Below are 22,602 nucleotides of genomic sequence, written 5' to 3' on the forward strand. Positions count from 1 at the left end.
TTCCGACCCTTCCGCCGAGCGTTGCTTGTTCGCATCCGCCTTGATCAGGCTCGCATCGACGGCGAAGCCTTCGCCGCCGACAAGACCCTCGTCGATGCAACGCCTTACTGTCGTCTCGAATAGCTCGCGCAGCAGATCACTATCCCGGAAGCGGCCATGCCGGTTCTTGGAGAAAGTCGAATGATCCGGCACATCGCCTTCCAGGCCGAGCCGGCAGAACCACCGATAGGCGAGGTTCAGATGCACCTCCTCACACAGCCGACGCTCGGAACGGATGCCGAAGCAGTAGCCTACGATCAGCATGCGGATCATCAGTTCTGGATCAATCGAGGGCCGCCCGATCTCGCTATAGAAAGGCCGCAAGTGGGACCGCAGGCCGGACAGGTCGACGAAGCGGTCGATAGAACGCAGAAGGTGGTCCGCCGGAACGTGACGCTCAATGCTGAACTCGTAAAACAGCGCTTCCTGCATCACTGTCCGCTCGCCCATCATCGTACTGTCCTCCCAATGCCCCTGGAACGACTGGATCAGAACTTCACACCGACAGCAACACCGACTTTTTCAACGGTATCTACTTGAGAGCGGTCATTGAACCGATGGCCGCTAAGAGGCATTGTGCAAGCCTTCGCAACATATCGAGAGATCATTGCATGCTCCGAAAAGCGGTTCCGAGTGACCTCTTGGCGCTGAAAGCTGTCCGTTCCTCAGTCGTCGAAAACATTTTGAGCGACCCCACAAAGGTTACCGATGATGATTACGATTTGTATGTAGCCAATCCGGGAGTGGCCGTTTGGGAAGAGAACGGCGAGGTCGTCGGCTTTTCTGCGGCCGACCCACGCAACGGAAACATTTGGGCGCTTTTTGTGGTTCCCGGATTTGAAAGAAACGGGATCGGCTCGATCCTGCTGGCCGAAGCCTGTGCCTGTCTCAAGTCTCCAGGCATCGGACGCGCTTGGCTCACCACCGATCGAAACACCCGAGCCGAGAGATTTTATCGCGCGGCTGGTTGGGAACACGTCGGCGAAAAGGACAATGAGCTTCTTTTCGAACGATCACTGTGAATTAGATCACAAACGCTCCAAAAGCAGGCCTCCCGCCAAGGCATGAAAGGCCTCGACCGCCTTCGGCTGCACGCTCTGCGGGTTTTTGCTCGCGGCGACCTAGAGGGCAGCGTTGAGAGCCGCGCCGCTCTCCTGATCTCCTTCTTCGACGGTCCCGTCTGATCAACACTTCGTCATCCACGACCATTCCTCAGGAGCCGTCCGCCCGCGTCACGGGCATTTGCCAAGCCCAGGCGCGACGCTCGAACCTCGTGATCGCTGGTGGCCAAGAAGTGAGACAATTTGCCCACTTAACTATGACCTAAAAGTAATTCATCCTCCAATTGACTCTTCAGAATGGCGGTTGTAATTGCTGTTTGAGTTTTGAAAATACAAGTTGAGTATATGCATCACCTCGGCGAAGTTGTAATACGAAGACAAAAAGAAAAGTTGATTGAAATAGTAAGGAAATTTGTAAGCCGGGGACAGCCTTACGTTTTAATAAACTTTCCATCAAATAAAGATCCTGGCCATCACGCGAGTTGGCTTGGATTGGCGATAGTATTGCGCGAAGTAACGGGGCGCCTCCCGGTGCTGACGGGCAGCGCAGCGCAAAGTATAGATGAGATAAAAACAACACCAGGCGACGCCCCAATATTCATTTGCGGTGGGGCCGACTTTGGCGACGCGCAGGCGGGCAGGGATGATGTTCGCTACCGTTTGATGTGGAAATATCCGGATCGAACGATCATCCAGATGCCGCAAACGATCCATTTCGCAAACGAGTCCCTCAAGGAATATGCGAAACGTACGATCGGAAGGCATCGCAATTTTTTTTGCATGACGCGCGATCGTCAGAGTTTCGAGCTGGCGAAAGCCAACTTCGATTGTGATGTCGAGGCCGGCCCGGACACGGCATTCGGCATGGGAGCGCTGAAACCGTTCGAGGCCGATCCTCTCCGGGTATTATATGTCATGCAGCCTCTCGGAGAGGACGAGGTCGATATAGCGAAAGCGCGAGCGATCGTTGACGGACCTCTTACCAATTGGATCAACGCTCCGAACAGTTTGTCGCGCATGCGCAAGTCGAGCGTCGTCAAGTCGGCGTTGCGGCATGGCTTTAGCCGCACAGAGATGATCGCCCAGCATCGTCAGGATGTCGCGGCTCGATATGTCGATTACGGCGTGAAGATCCTCTCCGGCGCACAACGGATCATCACCAACCATCTGCACGGTCATATTCTCTGTCTTTTGCTGAATAAGCCGCATATCGCGGTTGCGAGGGACGGAAGCAATCTGCACGACGTCATCGGTAGCCAGACCGGCGATAGCCCTCTGGTGGAGAAGGCGACAAATGCCGGTGAGCTTTTGGCAGCAATGTCTCGCCTGCCGTATGAGCTGGGAGGAACTTGGTACAAGTCGAGTAAACCCATGCATCCAAGTCCCGCTGTTCCGGCCCCAGATCTAATACCTCAACCCTCCATAGTCTGATTCCCGGTAGGAGTTCACTTTGTCGGTTTTACGAGACGACGATATTCTGTTCAGCCATGTCAGTGAGAACAGATCCGCCGCAGCCGTTACGGGTGCTTTCTGGTCGGCGCTGAGCACGCTTATTCCGACAGTCCTGACCTTCGCGGTCTTTGTGGTGACGTCTCGCGTTCTCCAGCCTCAGGATTTCGGCCTTGTTGCGCTGGCCTTCAGCATCGTGTCGTTTGCCGGCAGCTTTGGACCGACGGCATTTGGCGAAGCGATCATCCAAAAAGCCGAAATCAGGCGCAGCCATCTGGATACGATATTCCTGCTTTCGCTCGCTTTTTCATTTTTGATCTATGGTGCTTTGTGCATCGCCGCTTCGCCAATCGCGGCCTATGTGGGGCATGAGCAAATCACACCCCTGATTTACATCATGGGATTGAAGGTTTTCTTCGACTTCACGGCCGTCGTTCCGAATGCAATTGTCAATCGGAAGATGTCGTTTCATCTGGTAGCCGTCCGCACTGTGATTGCGACGATCACTTCTGCCTGCATTTGCCTTGTTTTGGTTCTCGCGGGTTTCGGCTTGTGGGGGCTTGCGATTGCGCAGATCGCGGCCACAGCGGCATCATGCGGCGCCGCTTTCTGGGGCGCCGGGTGGCGGCCCGGGCTTCACCTGAAAAGAGCAAGCCTCAACGAGCTCCTTCACTATGGGTTTTTTGCATCCGGCACTCGGTTTTTACAGACAATGAGCTTGGACAACCTGCTCATCGGGGTGCTCTTGAGCCCATCAGCGCTCGGGATCTATAATTTTTCCAAGCGTTTGTTCGATATGATCAACAACGTCATCGCCGGGGGCTTAACATCCGTCACGCACGTCTTGCTTTCTTCATTGCGGGCCGATCCGAAGAAAGTGCGAGAAGCATTTCTCATGGCGACGTTTGGCTGCGCTCTGGTTTCCTACCCCGTCTTCATAGGTCTTGCTGCCGTCGCCGATGATGCGATCACAACAATTTTCGGTGCACATTGGATCGCGGCCGTTTGGCCGGTTCGGTTCTACTGCGTCATAGGATTGATGGCCGGGATCGGCTACGTGCAGGCATCCTTGATCAAGAGCCAAGGAGAGATGGATTGGTGGTTTTACTACCAGCTGGCACGAAACCTCCTCACACTCCTGACGATCGCAATTCTCTATCCCTACGGCGTCACGACAATCGTTTTCGCCATCATGATCGAAGTTCTGTTGTTTTGGCCGATCACCAGCTGGAAGGTTTCGCAGCATATAGAGCTGAGTATCCCGGCATATCTGGCGCAATTCCTGCGGCCTACCATGGCCTCTGCAGGAATGGTTGCAGTCATTTTCCTCCTCCATGAATTGCTCATTCATTGGTCCCCGTATCCACGCTTGGCCGTGGAAATCCTGGCAGGCGGCATGGCTTACTGCGGTCTGATATTCGTTCTGTGCAGAGCTCGCTTAAATGTCTTGATCGGCAGTATAAAGCAGGCACGGCAGCGCAAGAGTAACAGGGGTGCGGTTGCCAACCCTGCATGATTTCCAGGCCATACCCGCATAGACCTGTGTCGCGATTTGAGGGATCTGGTGCTCAAGCCGTCATCTGAAATTATCAGAACGTCGCTTTGGTGACGTTCTCATCCACCGCATCCGAACGCCCCTCAGACGCAACGCGCAATAGGATAATCCATAAGATGACTAGCCTCGACCGCGGTTATTCGCCATCGGCGATGGACGACGTAGGAGTCTCGATTGCCGAGCGCAGCCGTTACTATACGCTCGATGCCATGCGCGGATTTGCCGCTATCAGTGTTGTCGCTACACATTTCCGGGAAAGCTATGCGCCTTCAGCCTATCTGGCAGTCGATTTTTTCTTCGTTCTCAGTGGATTTATTATCGCGGATATTTATAGCAAACGGCTCTCGCGCGGTCTGCTGTTCCAGTCGTTTATGGCGGCCCGCATCAAGCGCCTTTATCCGCTCTATTTCATCGGAATTGTGGTCGGCCTCATACAGATCATTCTGTTAACAAACTGGGGGCTGAGAAATCAAAGTGTCATCGACCTGCTGGTGTCGACGACTGCGAACACGTTCTTTCTGCCGAGCCCGATGTATTTCCTTCAAGCGAACCCGATGCAAGGAATGTTCCCGATCAACGGTCCGGCATGGTCGATGTTCTGGGAGCTGCTGGTGAATATAGTCTTCGCCCTGTGGCTTTTTCGGCTCTCTATCCGCGCGCTCTGCGGAGTTGCATTGGTCTCGGCTGCATGTTTGGTTTTTGTCGGCCTTAAATACGGCATGTTGAATATTGGCTGGGAGTGGCCCTCAGCGGTCGGTGGACTGCCAAGGGTGATGTTTTCGTTTACGGCAGGGGTGGTGATAAGCCGCCTCTTCGGCGGCATGCCCGCCTGGAGGAAGGGTTGGGTCGCCATTGTGCCATGCCTACTTCTGATGATTTGCATTGCGGCGCCGGTTCCTGTCGTGTTGCGGCCTTACTACGACTTGATGTTCGCGATGGCCTTGGCCCCGCTCATCGTGATGCTCGGCCTCTTTCTGGAGATGCCCGCAAAAGCCGAGACATTGGCGACGTGGATTGGCTATATTTCCTATCCTGTCTACATCTTGCACCGCGGTGCGATCGGCGTCTTCAAGCCGGTTGCGGCGTCGATTGGATTGAATGGCCCTCTCGCATTCTTAGTATTTCTCAGCGCGGTCCTATGTTTCGCTTATGTGACCGCTCGTCTCGTTGACAAAACGATGGCGACACGGACTCGTCGCGCTCGATAAGTTTTGCGTCCGCTATGCCATGGGCTTTCTGTTTGGCGAGAGAGCCTCTCGCTACGATCACAAACGCTCCAAAAGCAGACCTGCCGCCAAGGCATGAAAGGCCTCGACCGCCTTCGGCAGCACGCTCTGCGGGTCGTCGCTGGCGGCGATCCAGAGGGCGGCATTGAGAGCCGCGCCGCTCAGCAATCGGGCAGCCGCCTCGGCGTCGAGCGGCTTGAGGATGCCTTGGGCGGTCAGGCGCTCTACCGTGCTCTTGGTCACCTGTAGACAGTTGTTCTGGCTGGGCCATTGCGAGGGATCTCCCAACACCGCGGGTCCGTCGAGCAGAACGATGCGCTGGACTTCCGGATTGAGCGCCATTTCGATATAGGCCGCGCCCTCGGCGAGCAGGCCCTGCCAATCGTCACCTGCCCGCGCCCCAATCTCTTGAGCGCGCACCGCCATCTCCGTGTCGATCTGATCGACAACCGCCGCCAGCAGCCCGCGCTTGTCTCCGAAGTTGTGGTAAAGCGCGCCGCGTGTCAGGCCGGCGTCAGCCGTCAGCTCGTCCATCGACGCTGCGGCGTATCCCTTTTCGGCAAAAGCCTTTCGCGCCGCCGCGATTAGCTTGACGCGATTTTCCTGCATCGTTTCGCTGCGTGTCTTCGCCATTCGATTCCTCAATTCACATACGAAGCGTATATGGACTTGACATACGATGCGTATGTCAGTTATTTCACATACGTACCGTATATCAAATCGAGCGCGCTTGTGAAGCATTCCCCGCGCTCACCGGTCTTTGCCAACATCAAGAGAGATGAGAATGACCCAACGCGAAGCAATCTTTCCTGCCGAAAGGCACGCTCTTTACGAGGAGCACGGCTATTCCGCCGCCATCCGATCCGGTGATCTGCTGTTTGTATCAGGGCAGGTCGGCAGCCGTTCGGATGGAACAGCCGAACCCGATTTCGAACGTCAGGTGCGGCTCGCCTTTGAAAACCTGAAGGCGACGCTGAGCGCCGCCGGCTGCACGCTGGATGACATCGTTGACGTCACCACCTTCCACACCGACCCTGAAAACCAGTTCGGAACGATCATGGCGGTCAAGCAGGAGATCTTCAGCAAGCCACCCTATCCGAATTGGACGGCGCTCGGGGTGAACTGGCTCGCCGGTTTCGATTTCGAGATCAAGGTCATCGCCCGCATTCCGGCAAGTCCTTGATATCGTCCCCCCGCTTGAATCTCAGCAAACAGCGCTGCGGGACCGCTGTCAGCGGCGGGCGACCGGCTTCGTGGCGGCGCGGCGCTGCAGCGCGAAACGTGCAGCCGAGCAGTTGACGTCGGGCACGAGATCGTAGGTCTGCTGGTAGAGGCTCTGCGCCAGCGTATTGTTGCCGCGGGTTTCCGAGGCAAGGGCTGCGAGCGCCGTGCGCTTGTAGGCCTCGACGATCGGTTCGGCGGCCTTTGCCAGCGCCGCATCGTCGGATGGTTCGGCGCTTAGCGAAAGGGCGGCATAGGTTGCGTCGCCATCCCTGCCGACGCGGCCGCCGACGGCGCCGTTGAAGCTTTGCTCGGAAACCTGGCGCATGCGCCGGGCATTCTTGATGCATGTGGGGATGCGGGCGGCTTCCGCGTTGATGCGTTCCGCCGTCGGGCCGCCGTCCGCGCTGCCGCTGTCGGACAGGATGACGTAGCCGATGATGCCGACGATGGCGAGATAGGCGACCCCCATGCCGGCGAGGAAGGCCGGCTGCTTGAACAGCGATTTCTTCGGCTTGTCGTCACCGGCCTTGGAGGCCTCCTTCTTCGGCGCCTCCTTGGCGGCGGCTTTGACGACGAACTGGAATTCGACGTCCTTGCCGAGACGGAAGCTGTCGCCAGCTTTCAGCGAGGCCGTCTGCAGCAGCGCTTCGCCGCGCAGCATGATCGGGTTCAGACCCATGCGGCGAATGATGAAGCCGCCGTCGCTCTGGCGCTCGATGCGCGCATGGATCGGCGCCAGGAACGGATCGTCGACGACGATATCGGCGTTGGAAGCTCGACCGATCGACATTTCCGGCCGGTCGAGCACATGGCTGCGGCTCTGGCCGCCGGGCCCGGTCTGCAGCAGGCTTGGTTTGTTTCCGCGAAAGAAGGAAAAGGCCATGATCAGAACATCCCACTCGACATCATCTCGACGATTGCCGGCGCCAGCACCAGAAGAAGGATCGACACGACGATCATCATCGCCGGCATGACGATCTTGGCCTTCAGCTTTTCACTGGCCCTGTCGGCCTTTTCCCAGCGGCGGAAGCGCAGGTCGCGCGCATGTTCGCGCAGCAGCTCGACGCGGTTGCTGCCCTCGACTTCGCCCTGGATCACCGCACGGATGACCCGCACGACCTCCTCGGCGGTCATGCGGCGCTCCAGCCGCTGCAGCGCCTCGACCATGCCGGTGCCGAGCGCGACGTCCTTCAGCGTCTGTTCGATCTCCTCGCTCATGACGGTGCCGGGTGCGGCCTCGGCATAAAGCCTCAGGCTTTCCGGCAGCGTCGCCTGCGCCTGCTGCGTCATGACGACGAGATCGAGAAAATAGGGAAATTCGCGTGAGATGCGCTCCTTGCGGTCCTGCATCTTGTCGTCGGCGACGACCCAGAAATAGATGGCGGGGATCAGGCCGAGGATCAGCCCGGCCACCAGCCCGCCGATCACGCTGCCGCTGGCAATGCCGAACAGCACGCCGAGCAGGACGAAGCCGAAGAGGCTGAGAACCACGAGAAGGGCGATATATTCCCGCCCCGTCACGCCGCCGAAGGGCCGGCCGCCATAAATCAGCTTCTGCTCGAGCTGGGCGCCGTAATCGGCCAGCAGCGGCTCGAAATGGGTCAGCACGAATTCAACAGGCGTGCGCATGCCGATGCTGTCGACGATATTCGGCGGCGGACCATCGCCGCCCGCGGACCGGCGCACCACCTGGATGCTGCCGAGCAGATCGCCAATCCACCAAACGAAGAGGGCGGTGGTGATGCCGGCAAAGACGACGGCGATCGGGGCGAGGGGTATGTGAGACATCATACCGACACCTTCATCATCGAGCGCATCCAGAAGAAGCCGGTGGCATAGAGAATGGCGCCGACGATCGCGATGACGATGCCGATGGCGTTGCCGAACACCTTGTCGATCAGCTCGGGCTGGCCGAAAAAGATCATCAGGATCATGAACAGCGCGCCGCCATTGACGACGCGGAAGTTCATGCGCGCCTGCGACGACGAGGTGGTGATCTTCTGGTCGAGCTTCCAGATCTCTTTGAAGGATTTCGACATTTCCGTCAGCGGCTCGGAAATGTCGCCGCCCTGGCGGGCAAAGAGGCCGAGGGCCGCATCGACCATCTTGAAGTGCAGGCTCGGCACGTTGCGGCCGTGGCGGTCGAGCGCCTCGACCAGGCCGATGCCGAGCTTCTGTTCGCGGGCGATGCGCTCGAACTCGCGTGAGGCCGGCATCTGGCCGGTATCGGCCACCGCATTGACGGCGATGGCAAGCGGCTTGCCGGTGCGCACTGCCGAGACGATCTGGTCGACGGCATAGGGAAGCTGCGATTCGATCTGCAGCCAGCGGCGCTGCAGGAAATAGCGGATGATCGCCTTGGGCAAGAAGAAGGCGACCGGGATGGCGATGACGATGCCGGCGATCGGCCCGAAGATCAGCGAGACCACCACGAAGACGAGGATCGCCGTGATGCCGTAGGCGAGGATCATCGTATAGGGCGGAACGGCATCGCGCCCGAAGACCTGGGCCGCCTCGCTGGCGAGCGCGATGTCGCGTTCGGTGGCGCGCAACAGCGGCGCCGGCCAGCGCACCGGCGCGCCCCAGACGAGCAGTCCCGCCGTCACCGCGCCGAGGGCGACCGTAAAGATCTGCAGAATGCTGATATTCATGGTTTCCCCCTCAAACGAACATGTCCAATTTTTCGATTTCGCCGTCGTCGTTGAACTCGACGAGCTCGGCGACGAAGCTCGGCAGGTAACCGGTGAAGGCATGCACTGCCTGGCCGCCGGCGCGGCCGACGAGATGGAAGATCGGCTCGACGATGACAAGGCCGGTATCCGGATCGATGCCGATCACCTCGGATATCTCGGTGACGGCGCGCCGGCCGCTTTCCAGGCGGTTGAGCTGCACGACGAGCTCGACGGCGGCGACGATCTGCTGACGGATCGCCATCACAGGCAGCGAGCTCTGGCCCTGCAGCACCATCACCTCCAGCCGGGTCATCATGTCCTGCGGCGTATTGGCATGCGCCGTCGTCATCGAGCCGGCATGGCCGGTGTTCATCGCCTGCAGCATGTCGATCGCCTCCGCGCCGCGGCACTCACCGACGATGATGCGGTCGGGCCGCATGCGCAACGCGTTGCGCACCAGGTCGCGGATGGTGACGCTGGTCTCGGATTCCGCCGTCTTCGGCCGCGATTGCAGATAGACGACATGGATGCCGTCGAGCTGCAGTTCCGACGTGTCCTCGACCGCCACGACGCGCTCGCCGACCGGGATGAACTGCGACAGGCTGTTCAACAGCGTCGTCTTGCCGGAGCCGGTGCCGCCCGAGACGACGATGTTCTTGCGGGCGCGGACGGCCGCCTCGAGAAAGGCGCGCATCGGCTCGCTGAGCGCACCTGCCGTGACCAGCTTGCTGATGTCGAGCCGCGACTTGCCGCCGAATTTGCGGATGGTCAGGCAGGCGCCCTTGACCGCCAGCGGCGGAATGACGGCGTTGACGCGCGAACCGTCCGGCATGCGGAAGTCGGCCATCGCCTCGCTCTCGTTGATCGAGCGGTTGGAATCGACGGCGATGCGCTCGATCACCTTCATCAGCTGCCGCTCATTGGCAAAGGCGAAGGGGTAGCGTTCCAGCAGGCCGAATTTTTCGACATAGATCTCGTCGTAGCGCGTCACCATGATTTCCGAGATGACGTCGAGATCCATCAGCTCCGAGATCGTCCCCCAGCGATACATCAGCTCCTCGATATTGGAGCGCAGGTGCATATGGGCGATCTCGTAGCGGTCGCCGGCATTGAAAAGCGCCTGCCGGGCCTGGAAGGCGGCGCTGAAACGGGTATCGAGCTGGGCGAAGTCCGCGCGGGTGGATTCGAAGTTGAGCTTCAATTGCAAGGCCGAGATCAGCGCCTTGCCGACGTCGAACAGGCGGCGGTTGTCCTGTTCCTCGCGCGCCAGGCTTGCGGCATTCGACAAGGCGTCGCGCCGGCCGGTGCGGGCGATGCGTTTTGCCAGCCATCGATAGACGGCGTTCTTGATGACCAGGATGACAAGATCCTGCGGCGCGCTGTCGAGCGCCTCCTTGATGAACATGTCGAGACGCTCGCGGATGCGGCCGCGCGTCTCCTCGCGGCCGAAATCGGAAGATTTCACCAGCCGGTCATACTGCGTGTCTTTTAGTAGTCGCTCATGTATCTCCATCTGCAGCGCCAGCACCCGTTCCTGGTCCGGAAACTGCGTGACCGCCTCAGGCGCCGCCACCGGCTCGACGAGTTCGATCGTGACATTCGGCACCCAGATCGACATGCCGGCCGAGACCGCCACCGGCGTGCCGGCCCGAAGCGGCTGGTCGTCGACGCGCGTCGGATTGCGGCCATGATGCTGCACCGACCAGCCCTGGCCCGATTTCCGCAGCACGAATTGCGGCGAGGAGACATGGCTGCCGCGCAACCGCACGACGCCTGCACCGGCCGGCAGCGTCAGCGTGCTGCTTTCGCCGACAAAATAGGTCTCATTCGCCGAAAGCGGGATCACCTCCCGACCGCTGCCGTCCTCATAGGAAATCTTCAACAGCATGGCTCATTCCCCCGTGACGGTCACATGCGCGTCCAGTTGATGCTCGGCAGGTCCTCGACGGTATTGTCGGTCGGATTGCGCAGGACGAGATTGAGGCTGCCGTTCGACTGGCCCATGGCGAAGATCAGCATCTCGGCTTCCGACGGCGTCACTTCGACGGTCACATTGTTGTAAGTGCTGTTGGCCTTGGTCACCGCACCCTCCGGGGTCGTCGCCGCACCGACGGCCAGAACCTTGACGTTCTGCAGGAAGGTGCGGGTGACGACGCGGGTGCGTGAGCTGATGCCGAGCTTGTAATCCTGCGCCTGCTTGCGGTAGGCGTTGACATCGTTCTCGTCGGCGCCCGGATACTGGGTGAGGTAGTTCTTCAGCATCTGCTCGACCGGCGACGGCGGCTGGGCCGGAGCCGGCGGTTGCCCGGTCGCGGCAGGCTGCTGGCCCGGAACGGCAGGCGTCTGGCCAGGTGTTCCGGGCTGGGTCGCGGCGGCGGGCGCCACCGGCTCGACCGGTTCGTCGACCGTGCCGAGGATATCGACATAGCTGCCCGGCTCGACGAAATGGCCGACGGCCGCGGCAGCGTTGACGGGAAGGGTCAGCGCCCGCTTGCCGGGCGCAATCATCGTCGTCAGGCGCCCGCCATCGGTATCGTCGAAATACTGGAAGAGCAGCACCGAGCCGGCCGGAATGTCGCTCGCAGCCGTCCTGTCCTTCAGCCATTCCTGGTAGGCGCTGGCAGCGGGAACCGCGAGTTTGGCAAGCGCCCCGAAACTTTCCGGCAGCATCACCGGTTCGGCGAGCATATCGGGCGTGATCGCCTGGCCTCGCGTCACCTTCCGGTCTGGCTGGAGCCGCATGAAGGCATAGGCCACCTGCTCGTTCTTGACGCTCTCGGTCCAGAAGTAAAGCAGAACGCCGGTGATGAGCCCGACGATGACGGCCGCAATGAGCTTCCAGTTCATGGTGTTATTCCTTCGACGAAGGGTTGCCGGATTTGAATGACCTCGACGGTCCTGCCGTCGGTTTTGCTGCGCGTGTACAAGACATTGGCCTCGACGCTGCCGCGCCGGCCGTAAAGGGCGGTGACCCCGCCGCGCTCAGCCGGCGGCGTCTCGATGGTGAAGCCGTCGCGGGCAAGAAGATCGGCGCGCTGATCCGACCAGCGCGAGGCGGACATCGTGCCTTTCGACACGACCGTGCGCGAGGTGTGGCCCTTGTCGCGATCGCCGATATCGCTCAGCACCTCGACGCCGGCCGGCGGACGCAGCGACATCGGCAGCTTGCTGACATCGGCAGGCGCCGCAAAGGCCGGCAGCGTCGAGGCGACATCCTCGAAGCGGCTCATCAGCACCTCGGTCATCGGCGCATCGGCGGGACGGCGGATCATGATCGAGACGCCCGGGATCGGCGCTCTTGCCGAAGGATTGGCCGGATCCTGCCGCCTGAGATAATCGAGGGCGGCCTCGCCGTCGCCGTCGAAGAAGCGCACCACCACGGCGAGGTCATCGCGGATGCGGCTTACCTTCGGGACGATCAGCATGTTGGCGGCGATGACGGCGGTCAGCTCTTGCCTGTCATTGCTCTTCGGCAGGGCAGGTCTTGTATTGACGGCCAGCACCCGCAGCCACTCGTCGGTGATATCGGAAATGCTGCGGTCGCTCTGGTAGGGCGTGAATTCCAGCGGCTGGCCGTTGATGGCGAGATCGCGCGGCGAACGTTCCGGCGCGCCGAGAATGCCGGCCAACATCGAATTCAGCGTCACCCTGAAATCCTTGTAGATCTCGGCACGGCCCGGCGTGGCCACCACGGTGGCGAGGCTGATGACCAGCGCCAAACTCGTGAGATGGCCGGCAAAACGGAAGGAGATGCGCGAGCCCTGTCCCATCTCATTTCGCTCCCGGAAAGACGCCGTCGAAGAGATCGCCGGAATCGTCGGCCACATCGCGGATTTCCCGGCGCAGCGTCGGATCGTAGCCGCGGCGCGTGGTATCGTTGTTGTGCGAGGCAAACAGCGTCGAGTCATCCACCGTGAACGCATCCTTCCAGCGGATGCTCCTGATCGTATCGAGATCGTCGGAATCCCTGAACTTGTAGACCCGGTCGGCGGTCGCGGTGACCAGCTGCGGCTTTTCATTGGCGAGGTCGCCGACCATATCGCCGAAGTCGCGACCGTCGCTCTTCAGGGTATTTTGCACGTCGTCCCAGACAAAGGTGCGTTGCGGTTCGCCGTCGCCTTCATGCGACGGGGTGCGCGAGCAGTTCATGGCGTCGCGGCCGGGCAGGGCCGGCAAGGCAGGGATCGGGAAGACGTTCGAGAAGTCGGAGGTGCAGGTGAGCCCATTCGCCTCGGCGAAGGCGGAGTTGCGCATGGCGAGCATGGTCCCGACCTTCTTGGTGGAAATCCTGTTCGCGTGGATCACGAAAATCACGATCAGCAGGATGACCGGCGCGGCGAGCACGAATTCAATCGAGGCAAGCCCGCGACTGTCGCGGTGCAGCCGCATCAGCAGCCCGCGGCCCGGAGGACCGCCCATTGGCTCAGTGTGTGTTGACGGCAGCCCAGGCATTGGCTCCTCCCTGATCGAAGACGCGCGTCAGGCCGGTGAAACTGTCGGCGGCCGGGCTCTGCTTGATGGTGTTCGAGACCTCGCCCATATCGTCGGCAAGCGTGGCGGGAGCCAGCGATGCGAGCCAGTCCTGGGTATAGAGGTCGAAGGCCGTGTAATTGTGGACCCAGCTCTGCGCCAAGGCATAGGCGGATGGCGTCTTGTCCTTGAAGATGCGGACCTGCAGCCGGGCGCGCGGTGCGCGCGAAACGACCGCCAGCGTCTGGTAGTCGGTGAGCTGGTCGCCCCCGAAGGGCGTGAAGTTGAAGGGTATGCGTCCCTTCAGCCAATAGGGCTTCGGGAAGGAGACGACGGGCAGACTAGCGCCCGCCACGGAGATCGCACCGCCCGCCGGGCCGCAGACCTGGTTCCAGATCATGTCGAACTTGCGGGTGAAGTCGTTCTCGTCCTTTGTCTGCGCATCCGAATAACGCGGCGGCACGTCGATCGGCAGCTGGAAGGGGTTGGTGATGCCGAAGCCGACGCCGAAGACCTTGTCTGCCAGCCAGAAACTGACATCGAGCGCCAATTCTTCCCAAAAGCCGAGGTCGCCGGCATATTGCTCGACAATCGCCTTGAACGGAACCTTGCTCAGGTAAGCCGGGCCGAAGGCTTCATAAAAGATGTAGAATTCCACCAGTTGATCGTCGATGCCGCTCTCGTGGTTGACCCAGTCGCGAATATGGCTGCCGTCGACCCCGCCTGCCGTCAGCGGACCCTTGCCGTTGGGGAAGCCACGATTGGCGAACTCGCCGCGCATGAGGAGCGGATCCTGTCCCTGAGTCCCATAGGACATGGCAAGGCACATTTCGGTATAGGCCGCGGCGGGATTGACGCCATCACGGTCCACCGGCAGGTTGCCGCCGGCACCTTCTCCGGCCTGGCCGCAGGATTCGCACGGGGGATGGAAGACGACGTGATCCGACTTGTTGAGGCGCACGAGGTGCAGGGCTTCGTTGCCGACGCGCTGCGGAAAGCTTTCGACGAGGTAGTCGTTCAGATCGTTCATCGCATCGATGATGTCACTGGACTTGTTGATAAGACCCCAGGGATCGTATTTGACTTGCGCCGCCACCGTATAGGCAATCGCCTTGGTGGCTTCCGTCGCCCGGAATCCCTGGAACGCCAAGCAAGCGCCGTAGATTATGCCGCCGACGATCGGCACCTTTTGCCAGCCGGGGCAATAGGGCATCGGCGGAAGCGGCGGCAGCAGGGATGCCGGCCCAAAGCCTTCCGTGAAGGAATATTCGGCGAGTTTCGCCAGAATGACACCCGAGCGCAGGGCCAGTTCCGCCGTCGTAAGTTGGAAGGCGACCGAGGTCGCCATGACGACGGTTGCCTGCGACGAGGCGACGTTGTTCATCGCCATGATGTTGAGATAGCGCGCTTCCCAGTCGGCGTGGACGAGGGCGGCGGCGTCGGCCGTATCCTGCGTGCGCTGCTTGTCGTAGATCATCTGTCCGGTGTTCAGGATCCAGACGATCATCAAAGCGAGCGCGATCGTCATGTAGAGAATGATCGGCGAGAGGAAGCCGCGTTCGTCGCGGTGCAGACGTTTGATGAAGGTCGGTGTCATAGCAAGTTCACCTCCGCCGTCGAAATCGTGTAGTAGCGGCCGTCCTTCCTTTGGCCGCGGGCAAAGACCCAGCCGGCATATTCGAGCAGCAGGAAACGCGCCTCCACCTTGGCGGTCACCGGCACGTGCGGCGAGCGATTGATGGCGGCATAAAGCGCCATCGGCGCATGGTCGACAGTCACGGTGACGTTCTGCGGATCGAACATATAACGGGCCTGGTTGCGCATCGCGCGCCAGTTCTTCGAAAGGCCCGAGGCGTCGGCAAGGCTTTTCAGTGCGTCTTCCGGCGGCTGGCAGGCGCCGACGCATTTCAGCTGGTCGTAGGGAGCGGCCGGGATCAGCGCCAGGCGGGCGGCAAGATCGGCCTTGCCGGCGGCGGCATCGTCGTCGCAGGTCTTGGCGTCGATCAAGCTTCGGATGGTGATCGGCAGGGCCGGGCAGAAATAGACGCGGGCGCTGCGCGCCGCCGCATAGGCGGCGTAATGGGTGAAGAGGTGGTTTTTAGCCAGGATCGTGAACTGGAAGACCACGAACATGAAGAAGACGAAGACCGGCGTGACGAGCACGAAATCCATCATTGTCGTGCTGCCTGATGTATCGCCGTGCAGCTCGGATATCCGGCGCCGGCGGGCGGAAAGCCGCGGCAGCAGCAGCATCGAGGCAAGCAAGATCATGGCGATCGCGAAGGTGCCGAAGAGCGCGCCGTGATCCTCAGGGATCCAGAAGGTCCGTGAGTGCAGGATCGAACTCCAGAAAGCACCGTCGAAGATGGGGCGTTCGAGTTCCGCGCGCATTGCCGTTACCTCACGAGTGAGAGAGGGGTGAAATCGGGCATGAAAAGGCACCAGAGAAGTCCGAGCGCAGCGGCAACGCCGAAGCGGACGGTATGATGGGTTTCGCGCGGCTTCAGCACCGAAGCGGCATCGCGGAAACCGGCGGGCAGGAGCAGCGCAAACAGTCCGACAGTTCGGGCCAGCACGCTCCACTGAACACGCCGCGCCATCGAGAAAACGGCGATCACGCCGCCGATCATAAGCGATGCGAGGGTCACGTCGATGGCGGGCCACAGGCCGAGAATGGCGCCGAGCGCCGCCATCAGCTTGACATCGCCGCCGCCGCAGCTTCCGGCTGCGAAGGCGATGAAAAAGATCAGGCCGGCTGCGAGGAGCCCGGCAAAGGCCAGGCCGATCCCGGTCAGACCGCCACTGAGCGCTGCCAGCATGAACCCGCCAAGCAGGCAGGGGTAGGTGACGGCGTTCGGGATATGACCGTGGCGATGGTCGAGCACCGCCGCGGTCATGGTGCAGGCGACGGCAAGAGCCGCCGCTGCAGGCATCAGGGTCAGATCGTAGGTCATGTCCATGACACTGATCCGCTTATTGACCCGGCTCGGGAATTCTCTCAGCGTCGGAGAGAGCCGTGTTCTTTTCGTTGAACCATTCGCCGATCTGTTTGCCGAATGCGAGCAAAAGCAGCATCAGCGGAATGACGATCAAAGCGACGGCCAGGACGATCTGGGCCATGTCGCCGCGCTCGTCCTTGTGAAGTGCAATTGCGATAGTCTTGAGTTTTCCAAACATCTGCGTATTCCTCGTTCCTAGGTTTGTTTCGGATCGAAGACCTTGGCGAAGATGAAGCAAGCATACGCTATCGATCCGAACCAGCACGTTGCTCGTTCCAATGATATTTTCTGCTTCAGCTTATCTTCCCCAGTGGCCAACGCTTGTTGAGCAACACCATTAAGACCCAAGAGTGCGCCCAAGGCCAGCCCTCCGTCAAGCAAACGAAACGAAGGGTTCCAATTGACTTGGAGACGTCGCCGGCAAAGCCGCAGTTGACGGCGGAGTTTTTCAACTAACCGTTTGAACCGTCTGCAGTTTTACCTGCCGAGACGAAGTTTTTGGCGCTGTTGCGGCACATCGTCTACTGCTCCATAATTGGTCAATTCTTTCAAGGCGATAGAAGAAGTGGCGCGCTGCACTCATAACGGCCGTCTTCGTCGAGCCCAACCATGGTGTTATTTGAGGATCTGGATTAAGCTTTCCTCAAATGGTGGACATGGTCCGCCAGTCGATCCGGAGAGAAAACGATGGAAACGATGAGCAGCATCTTGATACTTGGATTGGTCCTCATTCCACTGATGATGTTCTTTCCGACCGCCGTTCAGATGATGGCGACACTCTTCGGCATGAGCACGGTTCTGGTCGGGATGCCGCTCTGATGAAGGCCGTTTCCGATGACGCTGCCGAACAGGCAACCTTCCAGGTTCTGACCCGGGCGCTGGACAAGCTGCTCGGGCCGATCCGTTTTCTCCTCGAGGATCCGAGCGTTTCCGAAATCCTGATCAACGGGACATCCGACATCTTCGTCGAAAGGCGAGGCAAGCTCGAACGCGCCGATACGCGTTTCGCCAGTCGCGAGGACCTGGAATCGGCCGCGCGCAGCATCGCGCAATTCTCCGGCAAGCGGCTGACGCCGGAGGAGCCGAGCGTGGAGGCCCGCCTGCCGGATGGTTCACGCGTCCAGATGATCCAGCCGCCGGCGGCCCGCACCGGGCTCTGCATCTCCATCCGCCGCTTTCTGAAAGAACATCGCAGCATCCGCGATCTCGTCACACAGGGCAGCCTGACCGAGGAGTCGCTGTCGCTGCTGCAGGCGGCCGTCGGGCTGCAGAAGAACGTCATCATCTCCGGCGGCACCGGCACCGGCAAGACGACGATGCTGAACGCGCTGTCGGAAGCCTTTGCCGACCACGAACGCATCATCGTCATCGAGGACACCTCGGAACTGCAGATCCGCAAGGAGCACGTGGTCTATCTCGAAGTGACGAAGCCTGACCGTTTCGGCCGCGGCGGCGCCAGCATCCGCGACCTGTTCCGCTCGTCGCTGCGCATGCGGCCCGATCGCATCATCGTCGGCGAATGCCGCGGCGGCGAGGCCCTCGATATGATCCAGGCAATGACTTCGGGGCACAGCGGCAGCCTTTCGACAGTGCATGCGAACACGCCCTACGATGCCCTGCACCGGCTGGAAACGCTGGCGCTGATGTCGGATATCGACATGCCGCTGCGGCCGTTGCGCGCCCAGATCGCCTCGGCGGTCGACGTCGTCGTGCAGATCGCCCGCTTCAAGCGCACCGGAAGACGCCGGGTGATCGAGATTTCCGAGATCAAGGGCCTGAACAATGACGGCCAGTATATCGTCGAAAGCATCTACAAGCTCGAGGGCGACGGCCACTCCAATTCCGACGGCGCATTGCTATGGACCGGTGTCGTGCCGAGCTTCGCCACCGATGCGATCGAAGAGTTGCAAGGCGCCGAGCGCTCGGAGTGGATGAAGGCCGAAGCCGCCACGCGGCAAACGGCCTGAAACCGATTGGCGGACGCTACCTGGGAACTGTCTGCCCGGGAAAGGCGAGCTTGCCGCCTTCCCCGATGTTTACTGGCGCTTCTTGCGCCAGGGCGCGTTCTTCTGCCAGTCGCCTGCCATGATACTCCCGTAGGGGATCACCTCGTCGACCACTTCGGCGAGACCGTAGTGCTCGATCTGCGCCCGCACGTTTGCAGCGCTCTTGTAGGCACTCGGCAGTTCCGACACATCGGCGAAACCAGAGAAGAACCGCGCGTCGAGACCGCTTGTTTCCTTCTCCAGAATAGCCGCGATGTTATTCGGGCTCAGACCTCGCGAATCCGCCCCATACTCCGCAGACAACTGCCTCATATGCGCGCTGCGCGAAAAGTTGCGGCCAGCGCCATGCGGCGAGAAGCCGAGGCCATGGGCAGCGTTCGAGCCGCGAACGATCAGGATCGGTTCCGCCATGTTGAGCGGAATGATGGTCAGATCGGTCGCGTCATGCGCCCAGTTGTCGAAGGCAGGGGTCGCACCCTTTCCGTGGTAGAAAAGCCCGTCCGACTTCCGGAAGACGAAATTATGCTCGTTCCAGAAGCGGTCCGCGACCTTGGCCGAGAGTTTTTCCGCCGCCATGTCGTGAAGGACATAGTGGTTTTCCCTGGTCCACTGGCGGATCGTCTGCAGCGCCGACCAGTAGAAGTCACCTTCCTCGGTATCCGCCGGAATCCAGGCATTTTCCCTATGTGTCTCGGGCGAGATGCGTTCCCGAAACCGGTTGGCGACCTTCATGCCTCTATCGTAGAGCCGCGCTCCCGGTGCTCGCGATCCATGATGGGTCACAAGCGCGGTTTCACCGGTCGACTTCATCGTCCCGACATAGGCAAAATGATTGCCGTCGCCCTGGGTGGCCAAATGCTCGATGCCGGCGCTCAGCACGCCGTCGCGCAGATAAGGATTCTGCTCGAAGGCCGAAAGCGTCGCCTCGGAAGGCTTCAGCTGCGCGCCGCGCGGACGACCGCCGGGGCCGAAATGCGTCACGGCATGCACGGCATCCAGAAGCGACTTCGGGTCTGTGCCGGGAAAGATCGAAATCGCCATGGAGCAGCAGATATCGGCCGAATGCATGCCGGGATGGATCGCTTCGGACGCCACCACGCCGCCGACCGGGATCGTTCCCACCGGACCCGCCGGGCAAGCGTCCGGCATGATCGCGGCGGCCCGGACGACGGGCGTGCGCACCAGCGCGCGCATCGTCGCATTGACCTTCTCGACATTGTCCTGCTCGAAGGCGTTCTCGGCGCGGATGTTGGAATAGATCTCGATATCGTTATCGGCCCTCAAGGCAAGCGTCGGCCCGGGCTGGAAGGCTTTTGCCGCTTCCAGCGCATCTGTCACCGAGCCACCCTTGCTCAAAACCGCATTGGCCGCGTCGAGAGCCGGGCGAAACCACTTCCCCTGGCTCATGCCGGCATCGATCAAATCCTGTCCGCTCATTACCGCTATCATTGTCTTTTCTGCGTCTGCAGTCCTTCTTGTTCCGTTGCTTTTCTTCACGCCACCTGGGCAACGAGCATTGCCGGAGATCTGTCTCGCCGCACGCATTCCATGATCATGGCGCGATGCGGCCCCTGTAGTCACCGACGGCATTCGCCCAGGGTCTTTCTTCATCATCCCGGCGACGAGACGTGGCAGGACAGTTTACTGAGCTACGCGCCCCTTTCGGAAGCGCGGGATGATTTGAACACCCGACCTGCCCGCCGAAATCCGATGGCCGCTCTACCTGTAGTCCTGCCGGCATTCGCCGAGTTATTCCGTCCCCGTGGAACGGGGATAATGCATGCCATGCAGCGGCGACGAGGGTGGACGAAACCGGATGGCCCCGCTCGTGCCAGAGAGCGTATGCCCAGGAGGAGTCGAACCTGCCAGACCATCCAACGTTGGCGGCTGTAGTTCCGACCGGCATTCGCCGCTGCATTTGGCCATGGCGACAGGTGTTTAAGAAACTTCCCGCTACCAAGGGGACGTTTAGTCCCTCGCAGGGTTCGAACCTGCCGCGGCCATGTAGTTCCTTTTGCATTTCGCCATGTCATTCCATTTGTCTGTGACGACGAGGTGTGGTGAAACAGCCCGCTCTATCCGCTGAGCTACGGGTCCATAAAGTGGAGGACCCGGCGGGATTCGAACCCGCGACCTGGAGATTAACGATCTGTAGTTTCATCCGGCATTCGTCACGGCCTCCCGCGCCGTTCGCGGCGGCGCGGGGGTATTGCTTCCTGTGAGCCCGTCAGAGCTCGATTGCCTCGATGGCTTTCACCCAGCCATCCGCTCCCCTGCTATTGGCCGCGAAAGCTGTGATCACCCCATAGACGGCATCCGAGAAGCCGCCGATATTGAGCACGTCTTCCCGCGTCGGCGCCTGGGTCGTGGCGTGGGGCTGGATGTCGAGGCAGACCAGCTTTGCAGCCGGGTTGACCCGCTTGATCCTTGCCCATTCCGTCATGACAGCCGTCGGCTGGCCGCTCCCGCGCGCATCCACCCAGGACTCATTGTCCGAGATGAACACCACGAGATCGACCTTGGCCTTCTCGTTTGCCAGCCTCTTCAGCGGTGCGGAGCAGTTGGTTCCGCCGCCGCCGATTTTCGCCAGCTTACCGGCATTGGTCATCACCGAATCCCGCTTGTTGAGGCTGACATGCACCACGTCATTCTCGAACGGCAGCACCCGCGCCTTCGGGTTGCGCTGCAGGAACGCCGCGGTCATCAGGCCGGCAACATCGATGCAGCGAACCGAGGACGTCGCGCCCTTCCGGTAACCGGTCACGGGCGAACCCATGGAACCCGACACGTCGGGGCACAACACCACATTGCCCGTCAGGGACGGCACGTTGGCGATGGCAATATCCATCGCGTCCTGAAGCGCATCCCGCACGACATCCGGAACCTGGCCGTCGACCATCTTCCACGCCATCATCAACTGATAGGGGAAGACCTTCGCCTTGCGGATTTCCTCCGGATCGGCAAGCCGCGCCGCCAGCGCCTCGGCAAGCCCCTCGACCTGGAACACGCCGTTGCGTGCAAAGGTGTTGAGGTTCTGCCGCACCATCTGCCAGCCACCCTTGCCGGCGATCTCGACCCAGTGCTCCCGCGTCAGCGGCAGCGAGGTCAGCATCTGGAACGGAACATCAGGCACCGGCGCCGTCTGGTCACGCCGGAACGCTTCCAATGCCTTGACGAGCTCAGGCAGTGCCGCGTAGTCGTGCGGCTTGCCGATCGTCCAGGCATAAAGTGCCTTGCGCTCCTCTGTCGCCGGCTTCGGATGCACCATGCGGATGACGTCGGCGAGCGAAGGATCGTTTCCGACCATCGCATGCAGGATCTGCTCGGTGCTGGCCTGTTCGAGCCATGCCTGCACCACCTTCTTCGGGCGTGTGCCGAGCGACTTGCGACCCGTGGCGCCAGAGCGCATGACCTGCACGAAGCCGCGCAGCATCTTGCCGCTCTTCACCACCCGCGGGAATGCACGGGCGAAGGCATCGCTCTGAAGGCTGGAGAGCATGGCGAGCAGTGTCACCGGCATGTCCTTCATGTGACCCTTTTCAGCGGCGTAAACGGCCACCTTGGCGAGAAACTCCGGCTCGACCTGAAGGGCAAGCGTCTTGACCGCTTCGAGCTGCTCAGCCCCATCCGCATAGAAGGTCCCGTTGAATATGCCTGTGACGGCATATTGCGCCAGCGCCTCGCGCGGCGTCAGCTGATAGGCCGGGGCCGCCTCATGATTTTTTGTATCCGTTCCGGGAAGCAGTTTCCCGAGATAGGTTTTGAAGATTGCCTTGTTGACCATGACGGCACCTCTTGTTTGGTTCGTGCCAGATACATTTCAAGACGCGTGCCAGTTTGCAGAAAGGAGCGAGGCGTATACGAAATTTTCTTCCATGCGACTGTTTTTAAAAGAGAAATT

Annotated in this window: 21 protein-coding genes and 1 pseudogene; 6 read left to right on the forward strand and 16 right to left on the reverse strand. The window is 60.7% G+C overall.

From position 1 onward, the window contains the following. Positions 1 to 492, reverse strand: a 492-nt coding sequence (locus tag FHT75_RS09445; protein WP_183844856.1) for a transposase, incomplete at its 3' end; no start/stop codon positions are given. Positions 493 to 680: 188 nt separating this feature from the next. Here FHT75_RS09445 and FHT75_RS09450 point away from each other — a divergent pair. Beyond that, positions 681 to 1,061, forward strand: a complete 381-nt coding sequence (locus FHT75_RS09450) for a GNAT family N-acetyltransferase (protein WP_246712909.1) — start codon at positions 681 to 683, stop codon at positions 1,059 to 1,061. A gap of 6 nt (positions 1,062 to 1,067) precedes the next feature. Here the strand turns inward: FHT75_RS09450 and FHT75_RS35800 are convergent. Next, positions 1,068 to 1,190: pseudogene (locus FHT75_RS35800) on the reverse strand (TetR/AcrR family transcriptional regulator); the annotation flags it as partial. 255 nt (positions 1,191 to 1,445) lie between these two features. Between FHT75_RS35800 and FHT75_RS09455 the strand changes: the two are divergent. The 3 genes from FHT75_RS09455 to FHT75_RS09465 all read left to right on the forward strand — a co-directional run bounded on the left by FHT75_RS09455 (position 1,446) and on the right by FHT75_RS09465 (position 5,312). Continuing rightward, positions 1,446 to 2,531, forward strand: a complete 1,086-nt coding sequence (locus FHT75_RS09455; RefSeq protein WP_047611875.1) for a polysaccharide pyruvyl transferase family protein — start codon at positions 1,446 to 1,448, stop codon at positions 2,529 to 2,531. Positions 2,532 to 2,550: 19 nt separating this feature from the next. After that, entirely contained in the window at positions 2,551 to 4,065 is a 1,515-nt protein-coding gene (locus tag FHT75_RS09460) for a lipopolysaccharide biosynthesis protein (RefSeq protein ID WP_028758729.1), read from the forward strand. Positions 4,066 to 4,220: 155 nt separating this feature from the next. Further along, positions 4,221 to 5,312, forward strand: a complete 1,092-nt coding sequence (locus tag FHT75_RS09465; protein ID WP_183844855.1) for an acyltransferase family protein — start codon at positions 4,221 to 4,223, stop codon at positions 5,310 to 5,312. A gap of 57 nt (positions 5,313 to 5,369) precedes the next feature. Here FHT75_RS09465 and FHT75_RS09470 read toward each other — a convergent pair whose 3' ends face one another. Then, positions 5,370 to 5,963: a TetR/AcrR family transcriptional regulator gene (locus FHT75_RS09470; RefSeq protein ID WP_183844854.1), complete on the reverse strand. Its 594-nt coding sequence runs from the start codon at positions 5,961 to 5,963 to the stop codon at positions 5,370 to 5,372. Positions 5,964 to 6,114: 151 nt separating this feature from the next. On the opposite strand from FHT75_RS09470, the gene FHT75_RS09475 reads away from it, so the two are divergent. Then, positions 6,115 to 6,513, forward strand: a complete 399-nt coding sequence (locus FHT75_RS09475) for a RidA family protein (protein WP_029868312.1) — start codon at positions 6,115 to 6,117, stop codon at positions 6,511 to 6,513. 48 nt (positions 6,514 to 6,561) lie between these two features. Here the strand turns inward: FHT75_RS09475 and FHT75_RS09480 are convergent, their stop codons facing one another. Genes FHT75_RS09480 through FHT75_RS09530 form a run of 11 tightly spaced genes read right to left on the reverse strand, consistent with a single transcriptional unit; the run spans position 6,562 to position 16,873 of the window. Continuing rightward, on the reverse strand, positions 6,562 to 7,437 hold the full coding sequence (locus FHT75_RS09480; RefSeq protein ID WP_183844853.1) for an FHA domain-containing protein: 876 nt from the start codon (positions 7,435 to 7,437) through the stop codon (positions 6,562 to 6,564). A 2-nt stretch (positions 7,438 to 7,439) separates the two neighbouring features. Beyond that, positions 7,440 to 8,345 (reverse strand): type II secretion system F family protein, encoded by a 906-nt coding sequence (locus tag FHT75_RS09485; RefSeq protein WP_183844852.1) that lies wholly within the window; start codon positions 8,343 to 8,345, stop codon positions 7,440 to 7,442. Next, the gene (locus FHT75_RS09490) at positions 8,342 to 9,205 is read right to left on the reverse strand and encodes a type II secretion system F family protein (protein WP_029868316.1); all 864 of its coding nucleotides are present in this window, start codon (positions 9,203 to 9,205) and stop codon (positions 8,342 to 8,344) included. The genes FHT75_RS09485 and FHT75_RS09490 overlap by 4 nt, the downstream gene beginning before the upstream one ends. A 10-nt stretch (positions 9,206 to 9,215) precedes the next feature. Next, positions 9,216 to 11,114, reverse strand: coding sequence for an ATPase, T2SS/T4P/T4SS family (locus FHT75_RS09495; protein ID WP_047611866.1), 1,899 nt, complete (start codon positions 11,112 to 11,114; stop codon positions 9,216 to 9,218). A gap of 20 nt (positions 11,115 to 11,134) precedes the next feature. Continuing rightward, positions 11,135 to 12,073, reverse strand: coding sequence for a Flp pilus assembly protein CpaB (locus FHT75_RS09500; protein ID WP_097630154.1), 939 nt, complete (start codon positions 12,071 to 12,073; stop codon positions 11,135 to 11,137). Next, positions 12,070 to 12,996: a hypothetical protein gene (locus tag FHT75_RS09505; protein WP_183844851.1), complete on the reverse strand. Its 927-nt coding sequence runs from the start codon at positions 12,994 to 12,996 to the stop codon at positions 12,070 to 12,072. Before FHT75_RS09505 ends, FHT75_RS09500 begins: the two co-directional genes overlap by 4 nt. Position 12,997: 1 nt before the next feature. After that, entirely contained in the window at positions 12,998 to 13,678 is a 681-nt protein-coding gene (locus FHT75_RS09510; protein ID WP_063475691.1) for a TadE/TadG family type IV pilus assembly protein, read from the reverse strand. Further along, positions 13,650 to 15,293 carry a TadE/TadG family type IV pilus assembly protein gene (locus FHT75_RS09515; RefSeq protein ID WP_097622405.1) on the reverse strand — a complete coding sequence of 548 codons (1,644 nt, stop codon included), beginning with the start codon at positions 15,291 to 15,293 and terminating at the stop codon, positions 13,650 to 13,652. The genes FHT75_RS09510 and FHT75_RS09515 overlap by 29 nt, the downstream gene beginning before the upstream one ends. After that, a complete protein-coding gene (locus FHT75_RS09520; RefSeq protein WP_183844850.1) occupies positions 15,290 to 16,087 on the reverse strand; it encodes a TadE/TadG family type IV pilus assembly protein in 798 nt (265 codons plus the stop codon). The genes FHT75_RS09515 and FHT75_RS09520 overlap by 4 nt, the downstream gene beginning before the upstream one ends. A gap of 5 nt (positions 16,088 to 16,092) precedes the next feature. Continuing rightward, positions 16,093 to 16,656, reverse strand: coding sequence for a prepilin peptidase (locus FHT75_RS09525; protein WP_047611856.1), 564 nt, complete (start codon positions 16,654 to 16,656; stop codon positions 16,093 to 16,095). Positions 16,657 to 16,669: 13 nt separating this feature from the next. Beyond that, the gene (locus FHT75_RS09530; RefSeq protein WP_047611854.1) at positions 16,670 to 16,873 is read right to left on the reverse strand and encodes a hypothetical protein; all 204 of its coding nucleotides are present in this window, start codon (positions 16,871 to 16,873) and stop codon (positions 16,670 to 16,672) included. 469 nt (positions 16,874 to 17,342) lie between these two features. Between FHT75_RS09530 and FHT75_RS09535 the strand changes: the two genes are divergently transcribed. Further along, positions 17,343 to 18,662 (forward strand): CpaF family protein, encoded by a 1,320-nt coding sequence (locus tag FHT75_RS09535; protein WP_246712908.1) that lies wholly within the window; start codon positions 17,343 to 17,345, stop codon positions 18,660 to 18,662. A 69-nt stretch (positions 18,663 to 18,731) separates the two neighbouring features. Here the strand turns inward: FHT75_RS09535 and FHT75_RS09540 are convergent, their stop codons facing one another. Next, positions 18,732 to 20,138, reverse strand: coding sequence for an RtcB family protein (locus FHT75_RS09540; protein WP_183844849.1), 1,407 nt, complete (start codon positions 20,136 to 20,138; stop codon positions 18,732 to 18,734). Positions 20,139 to 20,928: 790 nt separating this feature from the next. Beyond that, positions 20,929 to 22,485, reverse strand: a complete 1,557-nt coding sequence (locus tag FHT75_RS09545) for an RNA-binding protein (protein WP_183844848.1) — start codon at positions 22,483 to 22,485, stop codon at positions 20,929 to 20,931. Positions 22,486 to 22,602: the final 117 nt, after the last annotated feature.

This window comes from Rhizobium sp. BK112 (assembly GCF_014193215.1).
GTDB lineage: Bacteria > Pseudomonadota > Alphaproteobacteria > Rhizobiales > Rhizobiaceae > Rhizobium > Rhizobium anhuiense.